This window comes from Rossellomorea sp. LjRoot5, from assembly GCF_964253455.1.
Lineage (GTDB): Bacteria > Bacillota > Bacilli > Bacillales > Bacillaceae_B > Rossellomorea.
This window is the reverse complement of sequence record NZ_CAXUQN020000001.1, coordinates 1,193,547-1,210,330: the sequence shown is the minus strand read 5'-3', so window position 1 is coordinate 1,210,330 and position 16,784 is coordinate 1,193,547. Positions and strand designations below refer to the sequence as shown.

The window sequence follows — 16,784 nt, the reverse complement described above, 5'->3', positions numbered from 1 at the left end:
TCCTTGTTAGACTAAACTGCCCAATAATGGAAGAAGACAATTGGCTAGATCAGTTGACTGATCTTCAGTTATTGCCCCTATAATTTATTATTAGATTCTTTTTTCTTCTTTATAGAAGTCGCTACAATAATATTCACCAATACACCCAACCCAAGGAAACCTGAGAAATAAATACTTAATATGCCTGCTCCAAAACCTTTATCTATTACATCTAGGGTAGCAAGTAAAAAAGGCAAGAAAAACGCTAAAATGGCTAAGAATATTACCGTAAGTGTTGGTATAAATCTTTTTTGGTAGCTAATTTTTATCGTCCAATAAACAAAAGCTACCACTATAAATAACGGAAAAATAAATCCTGCCAAAAAATTTAAGACTGATGTATTCAAATAATTCCTCCTCTGACGGTGTACTTTCACTTGATTTCAACCCAGTTCTCCACCTTTTTGAATTAGACATAAGGCAAGAGCATTAAGTTTCGCTTTATTCAAGTAACCTGCCCAATAATTGAATAACATTAAAAGGGCACCCTTTGTACCTTAATTGGCAAGGGTTCATTAAAATCTTTTATTTCTTATTGAATAAAGGGATGAGAACCTGTCTAGCGCTGTTTCCCAATCCACATATTTATTTTCTTTTATTGCATAAAGCAAGTTATGAAAAATCGGTTGTAATCCATAGAAAGACTGTACTCTGTTAAAGATGGACTCTTTGTCTTTAACCTGATAAAAAGATAGAACTTTATTTGTAAAATCAGGACCGAAAGACCAGTATAGCCCGGCAAAGTCAAATGCAGGGTCTCCTATTTGTGCATCTGTAAAATCGATGATACCACTTACAAGTCCTTTGTCCTTTTGAAAAAGAATATTTGCTATTGTCAAGTCTCCGTGGATCAATACCTTTTTGCGGGTTAAGAAAATAGAATTATTAAAGAAGTTCTTAAAGAGGTTATTAATTTCTGTTTTTTGAGGCTGTTTTAGGTATGGATAAACTAAAGTCTCTACAGAGTTATATAAGTCTTCCCAATATTCCTTGGTATGGATCGGTACTATCTTTGTATCCTTTAATTTTGATAAGTCAATACTATGTAGTTTTGTAAGGAAGTCCCCTATAATTTCTGCATTTTGTGGTTTTAATGTATTAATAACTTCTAAGTCACTTAAAGATTCGCCATCTAGATATTCATATCTCACACCTCTAAATACTCCATCTAAGTAAACACATTCATATTTAGGAATTTGAACCAAAGGGTTCTTTAACTGCAACTGGCTCATCAAAGCCACCTCATCTTTAACCTTTGCTGCTATTCCTTTCGACTTCGGAAACCTAAAAACAATATTATTATTCAGAATGAGAATGTCATTATCCCATCCATTGATATTTGTCTGTACTTCATTTATCTGGATATCCGGATGTGTCCTTTTTACGATATCTATTAATGATTTACCTTCATTTGTTGCAAGCCTCCAAAATACATTTCATTATTCCAATTATTTCAAAATAGAGCAGCATACTCAAGGGAAATTCAAACAAAAAAAGAAGCTCACCCATATTCCGGATAAGCCCCCGTTAACTTAACAATGGATGAAAATGAATCATAAACTTTTTGCTATTTGAACGATCTCCTTAATTATAGAATCAACTTCCTTATTATTTCTAATCACAAATAAATAATCAGCTTCCCCTTCTTCTGGGTCCACAACATCCTTATTCATAGAACCATTCTGCTGACTAACAAGCACTTCCTCAAAGTTAGAATAACTCCCCCTTAGTATATTGGCACTTCGTTGACTTTTAGTTACTCTTTCACGAAGAACTTCATCAGGAATATCAAAATGAACCAAGATACTTACAAACGCATCCCTATCATATATTTCTTCGAGCAAATATTTTCTCCCTTTTCTAGTACGATTAGCACTACTAGCAATAATATGAAAATCCGTATGTTCTTTAGCATAATCAATAATTACCTTTGATATAGAATGCTTTAGAACGTTAGGTCCTTGTTTTGGTAATAGATTTTTATAATATGTATTTAAAAATTCAGCATTATTATCTTGGTCCATTATAAAAGAATTGTTTAACTTACTTTCTAAAGCTTTTGCGAATGTAGTTTTTCCACTATGGGTTTTACCTACTGTGATAATAACTAACCTTTTCATAATTCCTCCTAAAATTAAATTACTTTTAGTTGAATTTATCCTAAGTTTGACGAACACCAAAGTATACAAGTTTCGAATATTCCGTTAACCTGCCCTTTACTTGAAAAATGGGTTTATAACAAGAACCAACTAACAATACTTAACCCTACGAGAATAAGGCCAATTGTTTTTTTGTAAAATTGAAGAATGTATCCTGCTAACAATAGTAAAATCGCACCCCATTTAAAATTATAGTAATCCCTAATATTTTCAGCGATATAACCCATCCAAGTAGCAAAAACCAAGAATAGTATTAGAAAAGGAATTAGTATATTTATTCCTACTCTCAAGACACTCATCAAATCCCTCCTCTTTCCTTTTTTCTATAATAACCTTTTACTAATTAGACGAAGCCGAATTATTTAAGTTTCGATTTATTCAACTAGCCTGCCCGTTAACGGAACAAAGAAAAAGCTGGAGATCAGCTGCCCGATCTTCAGTTATTGCCCCCGATTGCGGAAGATCCATTATGTCGGCTTGCGCTAATTGAAAGATCACTACCCGTTATTTTTAATACAATGTCTCACAACAAAAAAGGCTCTAAATCTAGAGCCCAGTTTGATTTATCTTCTAAATCCACCTTCTGAATGAATAATCTGACCTGTAATCCAATCTATGGCCCAAAACAAGAAAAGGACGCATTCTTCAATAAAGGCGCCCGATTCTGGAAGTATGGGCCTCTTTCCTCAAGAACTCCAAAAGCTATTTCTTGGATAGAAATATCTCACATTAACGAAAAATATAGTCCCCAAAAGAAATAACATAACTGTAAGCCAGCTTGCAATGGCAGAAAATTCGTCTTTAAAAATAAATACACTTGCCCCATTAACAAATACCATTACTGCCATAACTATATACAAACCCACTACATACTTCATACAGAGAGCCTCCCTTTCCCAGGGCCTTTACAAGAAGTTATTATCTTAAATGGCCCTTATATGTAAATAGGGTACAGACTTTTATGCCATTATCGCCCCCGTTAATTGAAGGGTACCGATTTTAACTTATTCATATTCTTTAAATTTCTCCCCACTCTCATTAACCACAGAAAATTCTCCCTCAATCTCATCTATACCTATCAGAATATAGGGATTTTCTTCGTCCGTCTCCGTACTTTTCTCTTCAACAGTTATTGTTGTGCTGTTATTCGACACATCTGCTCCATTAAATTCCAGAGCCTGGTTACTTGTACCTGATGAAACAACCACCATTTTCTTACCTTCTGATATAGTAAAGACTTTGAACCCTCTAAAATCCGTGTAGTCATTTTGTAGTTGCTCTACATAGTTCTTTACACTTTCCACTTCATCCAATTTATTTTTCTCCAACACCCACGTATTACTACCGCAGGCACTTAGAAAAGCAATCATTAAGACAAATATTAAAAGGTACATTTTCTTCAAATTAGTCACTCCTCCTCTTTAGTTAGACGATTTATAGTTCACCAGTGTTTCGATTATTCCGTTAACCAGCACTTTACTGGAATAGAGGGTGGTTGATTGTTCAGCAAGAGTTCCTCTACTTGAACATCTAATGAAAGACCTAAATTTTCCTTATTGTCACTTTTCATCTTCGTCGATATTCTTGCCCCATTCAAATCCAGACTTCCCCATATAATAAAGAATGCCTACGGTAGATAGAATACCTAATAATGCTAAAATAAGTTCCAAATTGATCACCCCTATATTTCCTAATTCTGTTGTTATTCAATTAACCTGCCCTTTACTTGAACAAAGGGCGGCTGCTTGTTCAGCAAACGCCCCCTTTAATGGAGGAAATCTCTAGGTAATGTTATTATTTTTTGATGGAACATTCTCTCTAATAATTTGTTTAAATAGCTTTAATTCTTCAATTGATTCAAAAAACCTTCTCGGTATTACGATGGATTTATTTTTTGACACATATAAAAGAAACATAGGAGGGTCTTCTCGAACAAAAACAATTTCATTCCATTCAATATAATTTATCGATCTACCTCTATTTTGATTTATCCCTTCTTCACTAAATGTATAAATGAATTCTTTCTTTATCAATTGGTCACTCTTATATTCTCTTGTAGCTTTTATTCTAATAACTGCTTTGGCGTAAAGAAAAAATATTACTGAAATAAAAACTGAAACCGTAGAACTCACAAATAAAATGGCTGCCATTTCTCCAAAAGAAAAAATGTCTCCTGGATTATAAAGAAAGTAAATACTTAAAGCAAAGAACAGTATAAATGTAGAAAGCGTAAACCATATAACCCATCTTCTACTATGAAAAGATGAGAACTTTTTATATTCTTTAAACGTTAATGTGCCACGCACAGTCAGAACTTCTTTAGAATCTATATCTGTGTTGCTCAATGGACACTCCTCCTTAAGTTCAAATTTTCAACTCATAATTTAAAAACAATGTTACATAACCAATATATATTAACTTAAGCATCTTCCATCAACCTGCCTAATAATTGAATAAGGACAATAGCAGGATCATTGATTCTGCTATTGCCACCGATTGTTGGATACTGCAAATAAATAACGCTACTTTTTAGTGGAGAAGCCTTCAAACAATAGTCCTCCAAGTGGTTTGTAAACTCTATTCACAAAATCGACAAATGGTTGTTTATTGTTACCTATATAGAACTCGTTTAGAGAATTGAAAAATTCATCATAAATACCTTCATCAAAAGAGCGTAAAGCCCTAGTTAGTCCTTTCCCTCTTCCAGACCATTGTTTGTTCAACCTTAAAATAAAATCTGGCATTTCCAATGAAAGGTTATTTAACGTTATCAGAGCTTCTTCATTGCTTTTCGCATCTATAAAATCATCTAATAAGTCTCCAATGAAGTACCTTGATGCTTTTATATATTCTTCAGTTAAGGGAACAGGTCCACTTGATACGTGTTGAAAAGCATTGTCTTTGACTTGTAAATATTCGTTATTATTTTTTAGAATTTTACCTTCGGAAATCATATTACCTAAAATAGGTCTTCCTTTTTGTTTTTCTCGTTCGAATTCTATCAAATATGACTGATAGTTATGGATAAAAGCTTCAATTCTCCAATCATAAAGAACAACACTTTTTCTATAACTTTCCGAATTTGCATCAAAGATAATTATGTCTAAATCAGAAGAAGGCGTTTCTTCTCCTCTGGAAGCACTCCCAGCCAATATAGCAAAATCACTATTTGGAAATTCTTCTATAACAAAACATTTTGCAGCTTCAACTGCTGATTTCCTCATTTTTTAATCCCCCTTCCATTCTATTTCTGTTATTCAAGAATGCTGCCCGTTAATCTAATAACTTCAATAAGATAAACGTTAATCCTTCTTAGATCAACGCCCCCTTAAATTGAAGATGCCCTAAGTTAGTATCTTTGGTTTTCAGATGATTTTTTTAAGATTCCACTTATAAATTCAGATTTGGCTGAAGTATAAGATGTTCTGTTTTTCACTGAATTAGCCAAGTTTTTTTTAAATTTTTCATACTCCATTAGTGCATCTTGATTATTACTTAGATAGTCCCTAAAAGCCAAATGCCTTGCCAACTCTTCGCTATCTTTATTGCAAACATATAGATGGTGTTCCATCCATTGTGTATCCTTGCCGTCCCACGGAGTAAGTTCATCTTTTCTTCCAAATGCTTCTCTACCTCTAAAGCTCCATTCTTCTTGATAGTAGTACCCTATTTTTTCAAGCTCGTTAATTACATTTGGAAAAACACTGTTATCCTCAATTACAATATCAATATCCAAAATAGGTTTAGCTGCCAAGCCAACTATAGATGTACTTCCTACGTGTTCAATCTCAATAATTAAACCACTTAAAGAATTGCTTATCACTTCTTTAATTATTTTAAAAGTCTCATCCCATCTTTTATCATACGGTAAAATTTCTATTCTAGGAGATGGCAAAGCAAAACCCACTTTAGTTAATAAGCGTGCTCCATTAACATATGAATTTTATTGGTTAACTTATCTCTCATTTCTCTATGATCATAGTCAGAGTACTGATATTCAGAGTTACGCCACTTTTCAACAGGATATTGCCAAACAGGATCAGGAAGCCTTTCTTTAGGTTCCCAGCTATAACGAGGGAACACATGGGCATGTAGATAAGCATCTGTATTTCCATAAATTGAATAATTAACTCTTCTAGCATTACATACCTTTAAAATAGCTTCTCCTATTAAACTCATGTCTAACAAGAATTCACTTCTTTGCTTAAAACCCAATTCTTCAAGTGAACTATAGTCTCTAAAGGGTAGTAGTACACAATAACCCGGTAGGAATTGAGTATCTCCAATGGCAACAAAACCACTTCTCATTTTTGTCATCACCATTGGATTTTCTCCAGTATGTGCTGATGCTATTCTGTCTTTTTTCCAATCTTCATTAATACCGCTTTTCATTTTTTCCTCCTCTTTAATTTTCCTGTCCTTTATTTTGTAAAAAAGCTGTCACCATCCAGACCGGAGAAACAATAAATGTCGTTTCTCTCACCCAAATACCTGAGCAGATATACCAAATAACTCACCATTCCTCCCTGGCATCTTTGTTGAATTAAGCATCATAACTGGCGGACTACTCACTTTTAAAAATCCGCACTTCTCTACGGCTTTTCTAAACACATCATTACTTGAAGGTATATCAATCCTTAATTTTCCTTTATGCCCAATTGCCAGCTTATCCAGAATGACAGATGCTACCTGAGAATCTATTGCCACAATGGGACCTATTATGAGATTGATAGGGTTTAATATAGATAGTCCAAACCCTACAATATTTCTTGTGCTATTCTTAACTACTATACATTCCTCAGATTGATTGATCCTATGCTTAAGGAAGCAACTTCTCCTATCTCCATAAGCCGCTTCATCCAATTCAATAATCTTATGTAAGTCGCTTGCTCTAAATCGTTCAATGGTAACTGTTCCATGGCTTAAGTGAGAAGGTGAATAGGTGTTGCATATATACTTATGAACACGATCAACGATTTGGAATCCCATTTTCTCATAGAGAAGCTTCCCTTCTTCAGTCGCAATGAGCATGATGGCAATGTTACTTGAAAGGGAATTTATACATTGTTGCGTTGCTTCTTTACCTAATCCTATTCCTCTATATTCTTTGTTAACTATGACCATCCCAATGGAAGCGACACTCTTTTCATATGGTATGATGGCCGCACTTGAAATAATTTTCCCTTTAGAATTCTTATGTCCGAATACGTTACCTGCTGACAGCACTGTATCAATTTCTCGTTCATCATAGTCCCACCCAACTGATTTAGACAGTTCTATTAATGTCGGGATGTCTTTCCTGTCAAACTGGACTAAATGTAGTTTTGATACGTTACCTGTAATCATTCAGTTTTCTCCTCCATTGATTCCATATATTGAGAGAATGAACTCCTATCATAGTTCCTATTTAGAAGAAAAGAGTTTAGTACTCTTCCCGTAGAAGACCATATACATCAACATCTTCATACTTACCGAGAAGTAACCTATTCTGCCTTAAGACTCCTTCTTTTTGTAAACCAGCTTTTTGTAACACAATAGATGAAGCATGATTTCTGGAAATAGCCGATGCCCAAATCTTGTTCAAATGTAAATGATTGAATCCAAAATCGAGCATCATATGTACTGCTTCCGTTGCAAAACCGTTACCCCAATATTCTTTTCCAATCCAGTAACCAAGCTCACCTTTATTATTACTTTTATCTATCCTTATGGTAATCGTCCCTATTACTTCACCAAACTCTCTATTTGTAATTGTTAAGGGATATTCAGTACCTTTGCGAATTTGCTCAGGCTGAATGGCAATCCACTCTTCCGCGTCTTTCAATTGATATGGATGAGGGAGACCTAGAATGGTTGCCAAATCTTTATCGTTTGCCAGCTCTGAAATTCTTGGGGCATTTTCTTTTATAAAAGGTTGTATGATTAACCGTTCAGTTTCGAGACTAATGAACATAATAAAACCTCTTTTCTTGAACTTGCATGGAGTACCCGTGATGATCAAAAAGTCTTTTTAAAATATGTAGCTGATTCATCATATCCAATCGATTTGTAAAACTTATCTGCTCTTCTTGTCGCAAGAGCAACCAGCTTAGATCCTCGCTCTATTGAAAGACTCTCCACCTTAGACATTAAGCTTCTACCAATGCCATTCCCCCTATCATGTTCAACGACAAACAGCTCTTCAACCCAGCTGACTATTCCGTTCGCATAAAATGCTGGATGATGAAGGACGAGTACATAACCAATCAGCTCTTGTTCCTTTTCAGCAACGATTAAATCTACACTTTTGTCCACTAGTAGTGAATCAAAAACGATTGCAAAATCTCTTGAATTGGTCTCAAAACTGGTGGCTAATTTCTTTGCCAGTCCAAATAATTGATCTTGATCGCTACATTTCACTCTTCTGTATAGAACTTCCACAGACTCCCCCCTCTGTCCTATCCTTTCGGAATACTAAGGATCTTCCAGTCTTGATTCTTAATTTGTTTGCCTATATAAATAATTTGACCGAGGTGATAGCTTATATGAGCAATTTCTATCTGGATGGCGTGCATGACACTACATGATTGATTCCGAATGGTGATGGTTTTCATTAAGTCTTCTTCCTTTAAGTTTTCAATCACTTTGAAGAGCAAGTCCCACCCCTGATTCCATCTTTGCATTAAGGAATCTTTCGTGAAGTGTTGGTCAATGAATTCCATATCCCTTTTCCTCGTTTGCTTTTCCCCATCAGAAATAAGGAAGTTGACCCAGCGTGAATTCATATTTCCATGAAGGTGTTGAATAATGACGGCGATACTGTTCGATTCTTCATTTGGTTTCCAGTGCCATTGAGGTTCAGTCAGCTGTTCCATGGCCTCTTCTGCACGCTTTTTAAAATGGGTAAACTGCTGCTTGATGAATTCTAGATAGGTAAATTGAGTACGATCCATGTTTCAACCTCCGCCTCTACACTTTATGATAGGTAATGCCCACTCCCATATTTTCTAATAGTGAGTAATACTTGGGACAGGTTTTTGAGACAGTACTCGGGTTATTTACTTTTATACCAGGAACCCTAGTACCTATTAATGATAAGGACATTGCGACCCGATGATCATCGTGCGTTTCTACTAATGCCGATTTCGGTTCCCCTGGATAAACGGTCAAACCATCCTTGTATTCATCAACTTTGATACCCATTTTCTTCAATTCAGTGCATATGGCACTGATACGGTCTGATTCATGGGTCCGAATATGTTCCACTTCCCGAATGGTAATCGGTCCATTGGCGAAAGGGGCAATAGCAGCCAAGGTGAGTGCTTGATCAGACATTTCCTTCATACTAATTTGAAAACCACCTATTAATACTTCTGGTCCTTTGACCTCGATCCAATTCTCCCCTTTGGTAATCTCACAACCTAACCTTTCGAACACGTCAAGCATCTTACTATCTGGCTGATTCGTCTCCGGATTTACATTTGTCACTTTTATACTGCCTTTATTGATCGCAGCCAAGGCAAAGAAATAACATGCAGTAGAGACATCTGCTTCTAGCTGTATGTCTCTGCCTTTATAACTGTCTCTGGGAATCTCAAACTCTTTAAAGTCTTCGGAATAGGAGACGTTCACACCGAATTTCTCCATTAAATCAATTGTGATCTTTACATATTCTTGTTGAACGATTTCATCCATGACCGTAATCTTCACATCTTGTTTAGCCAGCGGACTGGCAAGGAGTAATCCACTTATGAATTGGCTGGATGTCTTCCCGGAAATACTAACTTCACCCCCAGAAAGTCCACCACCTCTTATTTCAAGAGGGAAATAACCTTTTTTCCCCTTGTACTCTATCCTTCCACCCAAGGTATTGACTGCCTCAATTAAAGGCTTTATGGGACGTTGACTCATTCGTTCACTGGCTTCTACATTCCACCTATTTTCTGAAGATGGGTCAGCTGCTAATACGCCTGGAAGGAACCGGCCGATGGTACCAGCTGCACCAATATAAAGGCTGAGATGATCAACCCAATTTCCTCCACATCCTTCAATGGATATTGATTCGTCTACAATATTTGTCTTCACACCTAATTCATTTAACGCCTTTATGCACCAATACGAATCATCACTTTTTAGAATGCCTGATAATTGGGTCGTTCCATTTGCAACTGCACCAAGAATTAAAGCCCGATTAGTGAAGCTTTTACTACCCGGGATGTTTATGTCTTTTCTTAAGGTTTTAGATCCTAACGGTTTTATTTCCAAAGATTTAATATCCTTCAGTTCTGACCATGGTGATCTTGCTTTTAAATCTAAGTGTGCCAAGAAACATCATTCCTTTGTTTTAATAAGATACTACTCCCTAACTATGAATTTCTTAATTCTATATGGATTTGATTTGTGATCATCTATAAAACCAATTATTTCAAATTATGACAATATACTCAATACTTTCCTGCGTTAACTAGTCTAAGTCCAAAATAAAAGCCTCACACCAATTGGTGTAAGGCTCTTTACAGTTAAAAGTATTTACAATAAAAGTCTTGGCGCAGCTTTCCGCTAAGTTGAGCATAGATCTTTGTCGTCTCACTTTTCTCATGTCCTAAAAGACTTTGAATTACTTCCAGTGGAGCACCATTATTAATTAAATGTGTGGCATAACTATGCCTTAATTGGTGAGGATGAATGCTCTTCTTTATTCCTGCTCGTTTTGATATCCTCTTTATAATGTACCTCACCATATCAATGCTCATCCTATTTTGGGGCTTCCTTTCTGTGATGAATAGACAACCCTCCAGATCGTCTCGTTCATCCAGGTAGCGTTTCAGCCATAAAGAACAGCGAGTATTAAAATACACTTCCCTCTCTTTGTCACCTTTTCCGTGAACAATCACGGAGTTCGCTGAGAAGTTGATATCATCTTGGTTTAGTTTTACAACTTCTCCAATTCGACAACCTGTTGAATAGAAGAATTCAAACAACGCATTTTCTAATGAACTTTGACAAGCTTCTCTGAGGTGTTCAATTTCTATATCAGTTAGAAACTTAGGAATTCTTTTTCCTATCTTTGGTTCCTTTAATTTTGAAGCAGGATTGTAATGTAGGTAGTCTTCATCATGGATCCACTTAAATAGAGATCTGATGCATCTAACCCGATGTCCTAAGCTTGTTGGCTTTAGGTGTTCTCCAGCATGAATAAGGTAACTTTTCAGATTTTCCGTCGTGATGTCTTTTATGTTGATGTCGCCAAAGTGTCTTAACAATAGACTATATTGGAAACAGTAAGCTTTTAATGTTAATGGGGAGTACCCTTCGATTTTCTTATCTAACTGATATTTCTCCCATGCTTCAGACATTCTCATATTTCATCAACTCCTACGAGGCTGCCAAACAAGTAAACTTTGGTTTAAGTGTGCCCCATTAGAAGATTATTTATACAAGGTTATTAATATATATTTCTCCAACCAAAGGGAACCGATCTTCAATTAGCACCCCCGTTAGTTGAAGAAAGTTTTATTAAATATCTAATAACTTTCTTAATTCGTTTGTATCTTTAGCAGAAAAAATAAACCCATTTTTTTCGTGACCGATAAACATTAGTACACTTTCATCTCCCGCCTTACCGAGTAGGAGATGTAATCCTTGAGTATCCCCGTTTGCATAAGTAAGCAATATGTCGTAGTCAGGTTTCTCATTAGTCACATCCTTATCTTGGTTTACTCCTTTGGTATTTTTCAGAACTTCTTCAAAACCTGATATAGTTTCTTCTTTGTTAATCGTTAGGGAGTAGTTTTCATTTAACCCACCATATCCTCCAGATTTTGAAATTGAAACTTCAGTTATTGTATCTAATAATGGCATTCGTTCTTTTGTGGATTGGCAACCAACTAAAGTAATAGCACCATATATCAATAATGCTAACACCATAAACTTTTTCAAAAGTATTACCCCTCGCTTATTTACTATAAGCTTATTTTAACAAACATTTATCGACATTCAATAAATTTATGTTTTTTATCAGTATATTATTGTTGTTTTATAAACAAACCTATTCAATTCAGGCAAAAATCAAAAAGCATTTATCCATATGAGAAATGCTTGATTGTACTTTTGTTATTTTTTCATTAACCTGCCCAATAATTGAAGATGGGCAATAGCAAATTATCAATTAGCTGATCTTCCGTTATTGCCACCTATTTTAAATAAGACTATGCACTATTGGTCAAACAAAATCTAAAAGCATTTTCAAACTTCTCCTAAATTTTCATAACATTAAAGTTTTGTTAGGTGTAGATTATGTTCCCACATACCATTTGGCTTTAGTTAATGACATTGGAAATTTATGCTAATGAGGTACTATCTACACCGGTAAATGCCTAAATTATTACTCTTGTTTAAACTCTAGTTTACCCTTCAAAACTTCCGGTACATGCTTTGAAGAAATTTCATATTCAATATATGATGGAGTATCCTTGAACATAAGCACAGAAGGAAATGACATAGATGTATTATGCTTTAAATACTCTATATGAAAGGTCAAAATATCATTGTCTTCGTTTTCAAATACCCTATACAGAAAAAGAGATTCTAAGGACTTTCTGTATTCTTCTTTATCACTCTCATACTCTTCCGAAGCACTAATTTGGTTAAAGGGATCTATCATCCCCATATCTTTAAATGGAGGCCTTATAGGATAATACCCATATTTTTCAACAGTGTCGCTCTCTTCGATTGAAAATATAAAATCTATAAATCTCATCTCTAATAATTCGTTTATTATATTTATACCCGGATATGGTAAATCCGAATGCTTTAAGATGTAACCTTTGGGAAGTATTAGTTTAACGTCAATGTCCTCATCATAAGAATTGCCGACGTTTGAGATTGCAAGTTTTGCAACACTAATTTCATCAATATGATTAAAATATTCGTTGTACTCATTGTAAGTTCTAACATCCCAATATAACTCCTCTAATAATGTGTATCGTTCTTTTTCTTCCTCCGTTCCCTCAAATGAAGGACCACTATTACCGAAAGGAAGTTTAAACTGTGAATTTTGCTTTTTTAAGTCGCCCACATTCCAGAAATCATCATCAAGTCTAATTTCATTTTTTTCAGCAAAATCTTTTATAGTACTTTTCCAATTATCACTAATATCTGCATCATTCATAGTTCCCGACACCTTGTTAATGTTGCCCATTAGCTTTTGGAAATCAATATTCTTCAGATAACTAGGGGGTTCCTTAAGTGTATCCTCAGACTCCTTTGAATCAACTACTACCCGACCTGGTAAACCTGTATTTTTTAGTACTTTTATTTTTTTGAGAATATCTTCTTTTTTATCATTAATAAATTTACTGTCACACAAGTTACTCCTATACAAAGAATAATTTTTTTCTGATAATGTATTGATATCCTTTACTTGCATAATAGGCTTTAACTTTTCATTTGTTGTGCTTTTCTCTCCAGAAACCAATGGTAAAAAGTGTAATGCAAGATGATTTGTAAACTGACGCTGAAGTTCATGCTTGTCCTTAATTACAGCATAAACTCCTCTATCTTTATACTTCTCCCTAAAATCCAGAATTTTGTGATACTGATTCATATCGACTTTTGAGGGGTTAATTGGAGCATCTAAAAAGTACATGAACACTTGTTTACCAACTGAAAACATTTCTTCTATTTCTTCTTCTGTGCCTGAACCATACTTTTCCGTTGGTGTACCAAATTTTGTCCAAAAAATTGCAATTGCCGCATCACAATCTCTTACAAATTGTTTATTTAACAATTCTTGAGGTTTATCCCCAGATTGGGGGTAACTATCAGTGGACCAATGCTTAGTAACTACTTCAATATTATTGAGTACACCATACATTCTGTTAAAACTTTCAACACTTTCTTTTATCACATCCAAATAGTCTAATACATCTCCAGGACACGAAATTAATAAATCATATGCAGTAATACCTATTCTTGGCATGCAGCCCGCCGCCTCCTTTGATAGTTTCTCCGTTCATTACTTTACACCTCGGCACGCTTGATATATTACCATAATTATACATACCTTATATCCTTTTATCTATGTATATCTTCATATATCTGCATAAACAATAAAACCGCCATTCAGGTTATTGTTTCCTTGATTGGCAGTCGGTTCAATATCTTATTTTTCAACGTCAAGCTCAACCCCTAACTTAAACTCTACAGTCGCTTTATCACCATCAACATTTACCTTCTCATGTCGTTTCAATACGCAGTAACAGTCTACTCTGTAATAAAGTGATATTCCATTAAATGGCCCTTTAATGAAAGACTGCCATTTAAGCAGGAACTGTGATTAATGTAAACTGGGGACAATTCTTACTTTGCTACTTAGCTTTTAGGAGCATTAGTAGAAAGAAATAGTATAAAAGCGAATTAACAAATCGATTTTTTAAAATTATCATCTCCCCCGCTCAGCTTAAATGTTATAATTATCCAAAAGAAAATTGGAGTAGATAAGATGGTAATGGAGTTAAGAAATTCTTTGATTGAAAAGGCTGTTTATTTAACACCTAAAGAGTTAAATATTTTTAAGAGTGCTTTAGAGTTTACAGAACTAGCACATCTGGGACAGAAAAGGGCTACTGGAGAACCTTATGTTTGTCATCCATTTACAGTGTGTGAAATTCTGATGGACTATAAAGCGGACATTACAACTCTTATAGCAGCTCTCCTTCATGATGTAGTTGAAGATACTGATTGCTCCTTAGAGGATATTAAAGACAAGTTTGGTCCTGAGGTTGCCTTTATTGTAGATGGATTAACGAAGTTTGAGAAAGGTTCCTTAAACAAAGAGCTCTATAATGCCTTGAATTCCGAAAAACTACTTTCACACGCAGCCAAGGATATTAGGGTAGCGATTGTTAAAATAGCAGATAGACTTCACAATATGAGAACGCTTGGTATTAAAAAGATCGAAAAGAAAGTTCCTTATGCAAATGAAACATTAGTCTTTTTCTCTCCGCTTTGTGAAAGGTTAGGGTTAGTTGAATTCCAATCGGAACTCGAGGAACTTGCTTTTAAGTATCTCAACCCCCAAAGGTATGTAAGTGTAAAGAATCTTAAAGTTAATTATGAAAAAATTTTCTCCAACATCTTTCATTATTGTAAAAGAGACATCTTAGAAAATAACCAAACACCTCTTACTGTAGACATGAAATGGCATTCTGCACCCATCTACGTTTCTTATTCAAAACTTCAAGAAGGAGAGTCTCTCTCTAAGCTTTTCACCATTCATATCATCACAGATACCCAACTAAACTGTTATACACATTTAGGAATCATACATAACTCATTCAGACCTGTTCCAAGTATGTTTCGAGATGAAATTTCAGGTCAGCGAAAGAGATTCGATAGCCATCTTAAAACCTCCGTCATGGTTCAAGATGTTGAGGTCAACTTTGAAATCAAAACGAAAAGCTCTTTGAATATGAGTATATTTCATTTACTCAATGAACTTTCTGTCCCAGAAATAGAAGTGCTCAGTTCCGATTTGCTAAGAGATTCAATTCAGTCTGTTAAGGCTGTTTCGACTGATCCTATAGAATTTTATGAATTGATTTCATTCGAATTACTGCATAATGATATTACAATTTACACTCCTAAAATGGATGTAGTATCCCTACCCGATGGTTCAACCGTCTTAGATTTTGCATTCTTTTTAAATCCTACAATAGCAACAAGGATGGGCGGTGCCAAAGTAAATGGGAAACCAAAACCTCTTTATACAACATTAAAGGATATGGATCTAGTCGAAATATTGTTGGAAGGGCATGAAACTGTAAAAGAAGATTGGTTGAACTATGTACAAACCTCAAAAGCAGTTAAGGAGATCAATAAGAAGCTAAACAACTGTTAAATTACGCTGGAACTGGATGTTTCATAAACGGGGATTCTAATAAATTTTGGAAGGCGGATGTAGTTATTCTTGATTTAAATGCATTAACCTGCCCTTCAATCCATTCACTTCAAAGGAAAAAGCGTTAATCCTTTTTAGATCAACGCTTCCTTTCATTTATATATTATTGGATTACGCCTGGTATGGAACGTTTACTCACTCATATCTTCTTCCATATCCTTTTCGTTTAAATGATCCTCGACTTCTTTCATGGATTTATAGCTTGAAACATCTGTCACTTCAAGTCCATCGGTTTCGACTGCGACAAACCCGTCTGAGGATTGGAGAATTTGCGCTTTTATTTCTTTATTCCCGGTCAAGTTGTATTTTTTGACGAGGGTGGTTTTTCCTTTTTCCTCCATTGCTGTTAATTCAGCAGAATAGGAATCGAGGTCCATACCCTTTTGGATTCGTTCCTGCAGCTTCTCACTGTCGAGCATTTCGGCCGCCTGATCTTCCATTTCCTTCGAATCCTGCTGGTCGCTCATTTCTGCCGTATCGCTTGAGGTATTCTCTTCCGGCTCGGCCTCTTCTGAACCACATGCTCCCAGGATCAAGAGTGCGAAAAATAGGTTTCCTGCAATCAGTAGTTTTTTCATGTCGTTCTCCTTTCTTTGGTTTCTACGATACTTTCTCTCATTTATTCATTATCCTCTTAGGGTTTTTGT

Annotated in this window: 20 protein-coding genes; 1 reads left to right on the top strand and 19 read right to left on the bottom strand. The window is 35.2% G+C overall.

The genetic code is table 11. From position 1 onward, the window contains the following. Positions 1-77: 77 nt before the first annotated feature. From ACSQ2E_RS06125 to ACSQ2E_RS06040, 18 genes are all read right to left on the bottom strand, one after another. On the bottom strand, positions 78-386 hold the full coding sequence (locus ACSQ2E_RS06125) for a hypothetical protein (RefSeq protein ID WP_435989731.1): 309 nt from the start codon (positions 384-386) through the stop codon (positions 78-80). A gap of 168 nt (positions 387-554) precedes the next feature. Beyond that, the gene (locus tag ACSQ2E_RS06120; RefSeq protein WP_435994415.1) at positions 555-1,376 is read right to left on the bottom strand and encodes an aminoglycoside phosphotransferase family protein; all 822 of its coding nucleotides are present in this window, start codon (positions 1,374-1,376) and stop codon (positions 555-557) included. 216 nt (positions 1,377-1,592) lie between these two features. Beyond that, entirely contained in the window at positions 1,593-2,159 is a 567-nt protein-coding gene (locus ACSQ2E_RS06115) for an AAA family ATPase (RefSeq protein WP_435989730.1), read from the bottom strand. A 113-nt stretch (positions 2,160-2,272) separates the two neighbouring features. Further along, positions 2,273-2,497, bottom strand: coding sequence for a hypothetical protein (locus ACSQ2E_RS06110; protein WP_435989729.1), 225 nt, complete (start codon positions 2,495-2,497; stop codon positions 2,273-2,275). Between the two features lie 387 nt (positions 2,498-2,884). Beyond that, positions 2,885-3,076 (bottom strand): hypothetical protein, encoded by a 192-nt coding sequence (locus ACSQ2E_RS06105; RefSeq protein WP_435989728.1) that lies wholly within the window; start codon positions 3,074-3,076, stop codon positions 2,885-2,887. 126 nt (positions 3,077-3,202) lie between these two features. Continuing rightward, positions 3,203-3,592, bottom strand: a complete 390-nt coding sequence (locus ACSQ2E_RS06100; RefSeq protein ID WP_435994413.1) for a hypothetical protein — start codon at positions 3,590-3,592, stop codon at positions 3,203-3,205. 387 nt (positions 3,593-3,979) lie between these two features. Next, a complete protein-coding gene (locus ACSQ2E_RS06095; protein WP_435989727.1) occupies positions 3,980-4,543 on the bottom strand; it encodes a YcxB family protein in 564 nt (187 codons plus the stop codon). Positions 4,544-4,720: 177 nt separating this feature from the next. Continuing rightward, positions 4,721-5,422, bottom strand: coding sequence for a nucleotidyltransferase domain-containing protein (locus ACSQ2E_RS06090; protein ID WP_435989726.1), 702 nt, complete (start codon positions 5,420-5,422; stop codon positions 4,721-4,723). Positions 5,423-5,547: 125 nt separating this feature from the next. Beyond that, a complete protein-coding gene (locus tag ACSQ2E_RS06085; RefSeq protein ID WP_435989725.1) occupies positions 5,548-6,093 on the bottom strand; it encodes a GrpB family protein in 546 nt (181 codons plus the stop codon). Between the two features lie 17 nt (positions 6,094-6,110). Next, positions 6,111-6,590 (bottom strand): HIT family protein, encoded by a 480-nt coding sequence (locus ACSQ2E_RS06080; RefSeq protein ID WP_435989724.1) that lies wholly within the window; start codon positions 6,588-6,590, stop codon positions 6,111-6,113. Between the two features lie 87 nt (positions 6,591-6,677). Further along, positions 6,678-7,544, bottom strand: coding sequence for a GNAT family N-acetyltransferase (locus ACSQ2E_RS06075; protein WP_435989723.1), 867 nt, complete (start codon positions 7,542-7,544; stop codon positions 6,678-6,680). 76 nt (positions 7,545-7,620) lie between these two features. Continuing rightward, positions 7,621-8,151 (bottom strand): GNAT family N-acetyltransferase, encoded by a 531-nt coding sequence (locus tag ACSQ2E_RS06070; RefSeq protein ID WP_435989722.1) that lies wholly within the window; start codon positions 8,149-8,151, stop codon positions 7,621-7,623. A 44-nt stretch (positions 8,152-8,195) separates the two neighbouring features. Then, positions 8,196-8,618 (bottom strand): GNAT family N-acetyltransferase, encoded by a 423-nt coding sequence (locus ACSQ2E_RS06065; protein WP_435989721.1) that lies wholly within the window; start codon positions 8,616-8,618, stop codon positions 8,196-8,198. Between the two features lie 17 nt (positions 8,619-8,635). Further along, on the bottom strand, positions 8,636-9,130 hold the full coding sequence (locus tag ACSQ2E_RS06060) for a DUF1572 family protein (RefSeq protein ID WP_435989720.1): 495 nt from the start codon (positions 9,128-9,130) through the stop codon (positions 8,636-8,638). Between the two features lie 16 nt (positions 9,131-9,146). Then, positions 9,147-10,502, bottom strand: a complete 1,356-nt coding sequence (gene aroA / locus ACSQ2E_RS06055; protein WP_435989719.1) for a 3-phosphoshikimate 1-carboxyvinyltransferase — start codon at positions 10,500-10,502, stop codon at positions 9,147-9,149. A gap of 194 nt (positions 10,503-10,696) precedes the next feature. Next, positions 10,697-11,539, bottom strand: coding sequence for a tyrosine-type recombinase/integrase (locus ACSQ2E_RS06050; protein WP_435989718.1), 843 nt, complete (start codon positions 11,537-11,539; stop codon positions 10,697-10,699). Positions 11,540-11,693: 154 nt separating this feature from the next. Next, positions 11,694-12,116, bottom strand: coding sequence for a hypothetical protein (locus ACSQ2E_RS06045; RefSeq protein ID WP_430339179.1), 423 nt, complete (start codon positions 12,114-12,116; stop codon positions 11,694-11,696). A gap of 445 nt (positions 12,117-12,561) precedes the next feature. Then, positions 12,562-14,157: a hypothetical protein gene (locus ACSQ2E_RS06040; protein ID WP_435989717.1), complete on the bottom strand. Its 1,596-nt coding sequence runs from the start codon at positions 14,155-14,157 to the stop codon at positions 12,562-12,564. 522 nt (positions 14,158-14,679) lie between these two features. Here ACSQ2E_RS06040 and ACSQ2E_RS06035 point away from each other — a divergent pair. Then, a complete protein-coding gene (locus ACSQ2E_RS06035; RefSeq protein ID WP_435989716.1) occupies positions 14,680-16,077 on the top strand; it encodes an HD domain-containing protein in 1,398 nt (465 codons plus the stop codon). A 191-nt stretch (positions 16,078-16,268) separates the two neighbouring features. On the opposite strand, the gene ACSQ2E_RS06030 is transcribed toward ACSQ2E_RS06035, so the two are convergent. After that, entirely contained in the window at positions 16,269-16,715 is a 447-nt protein-coding gene (locus tag ACSQ2E_RS06030; protein ID WP_435989715.1) for a hypothetical protein, read from the bottom strand. Positions 16,716-16,784 lie beyond the last annotated feature (69 nt).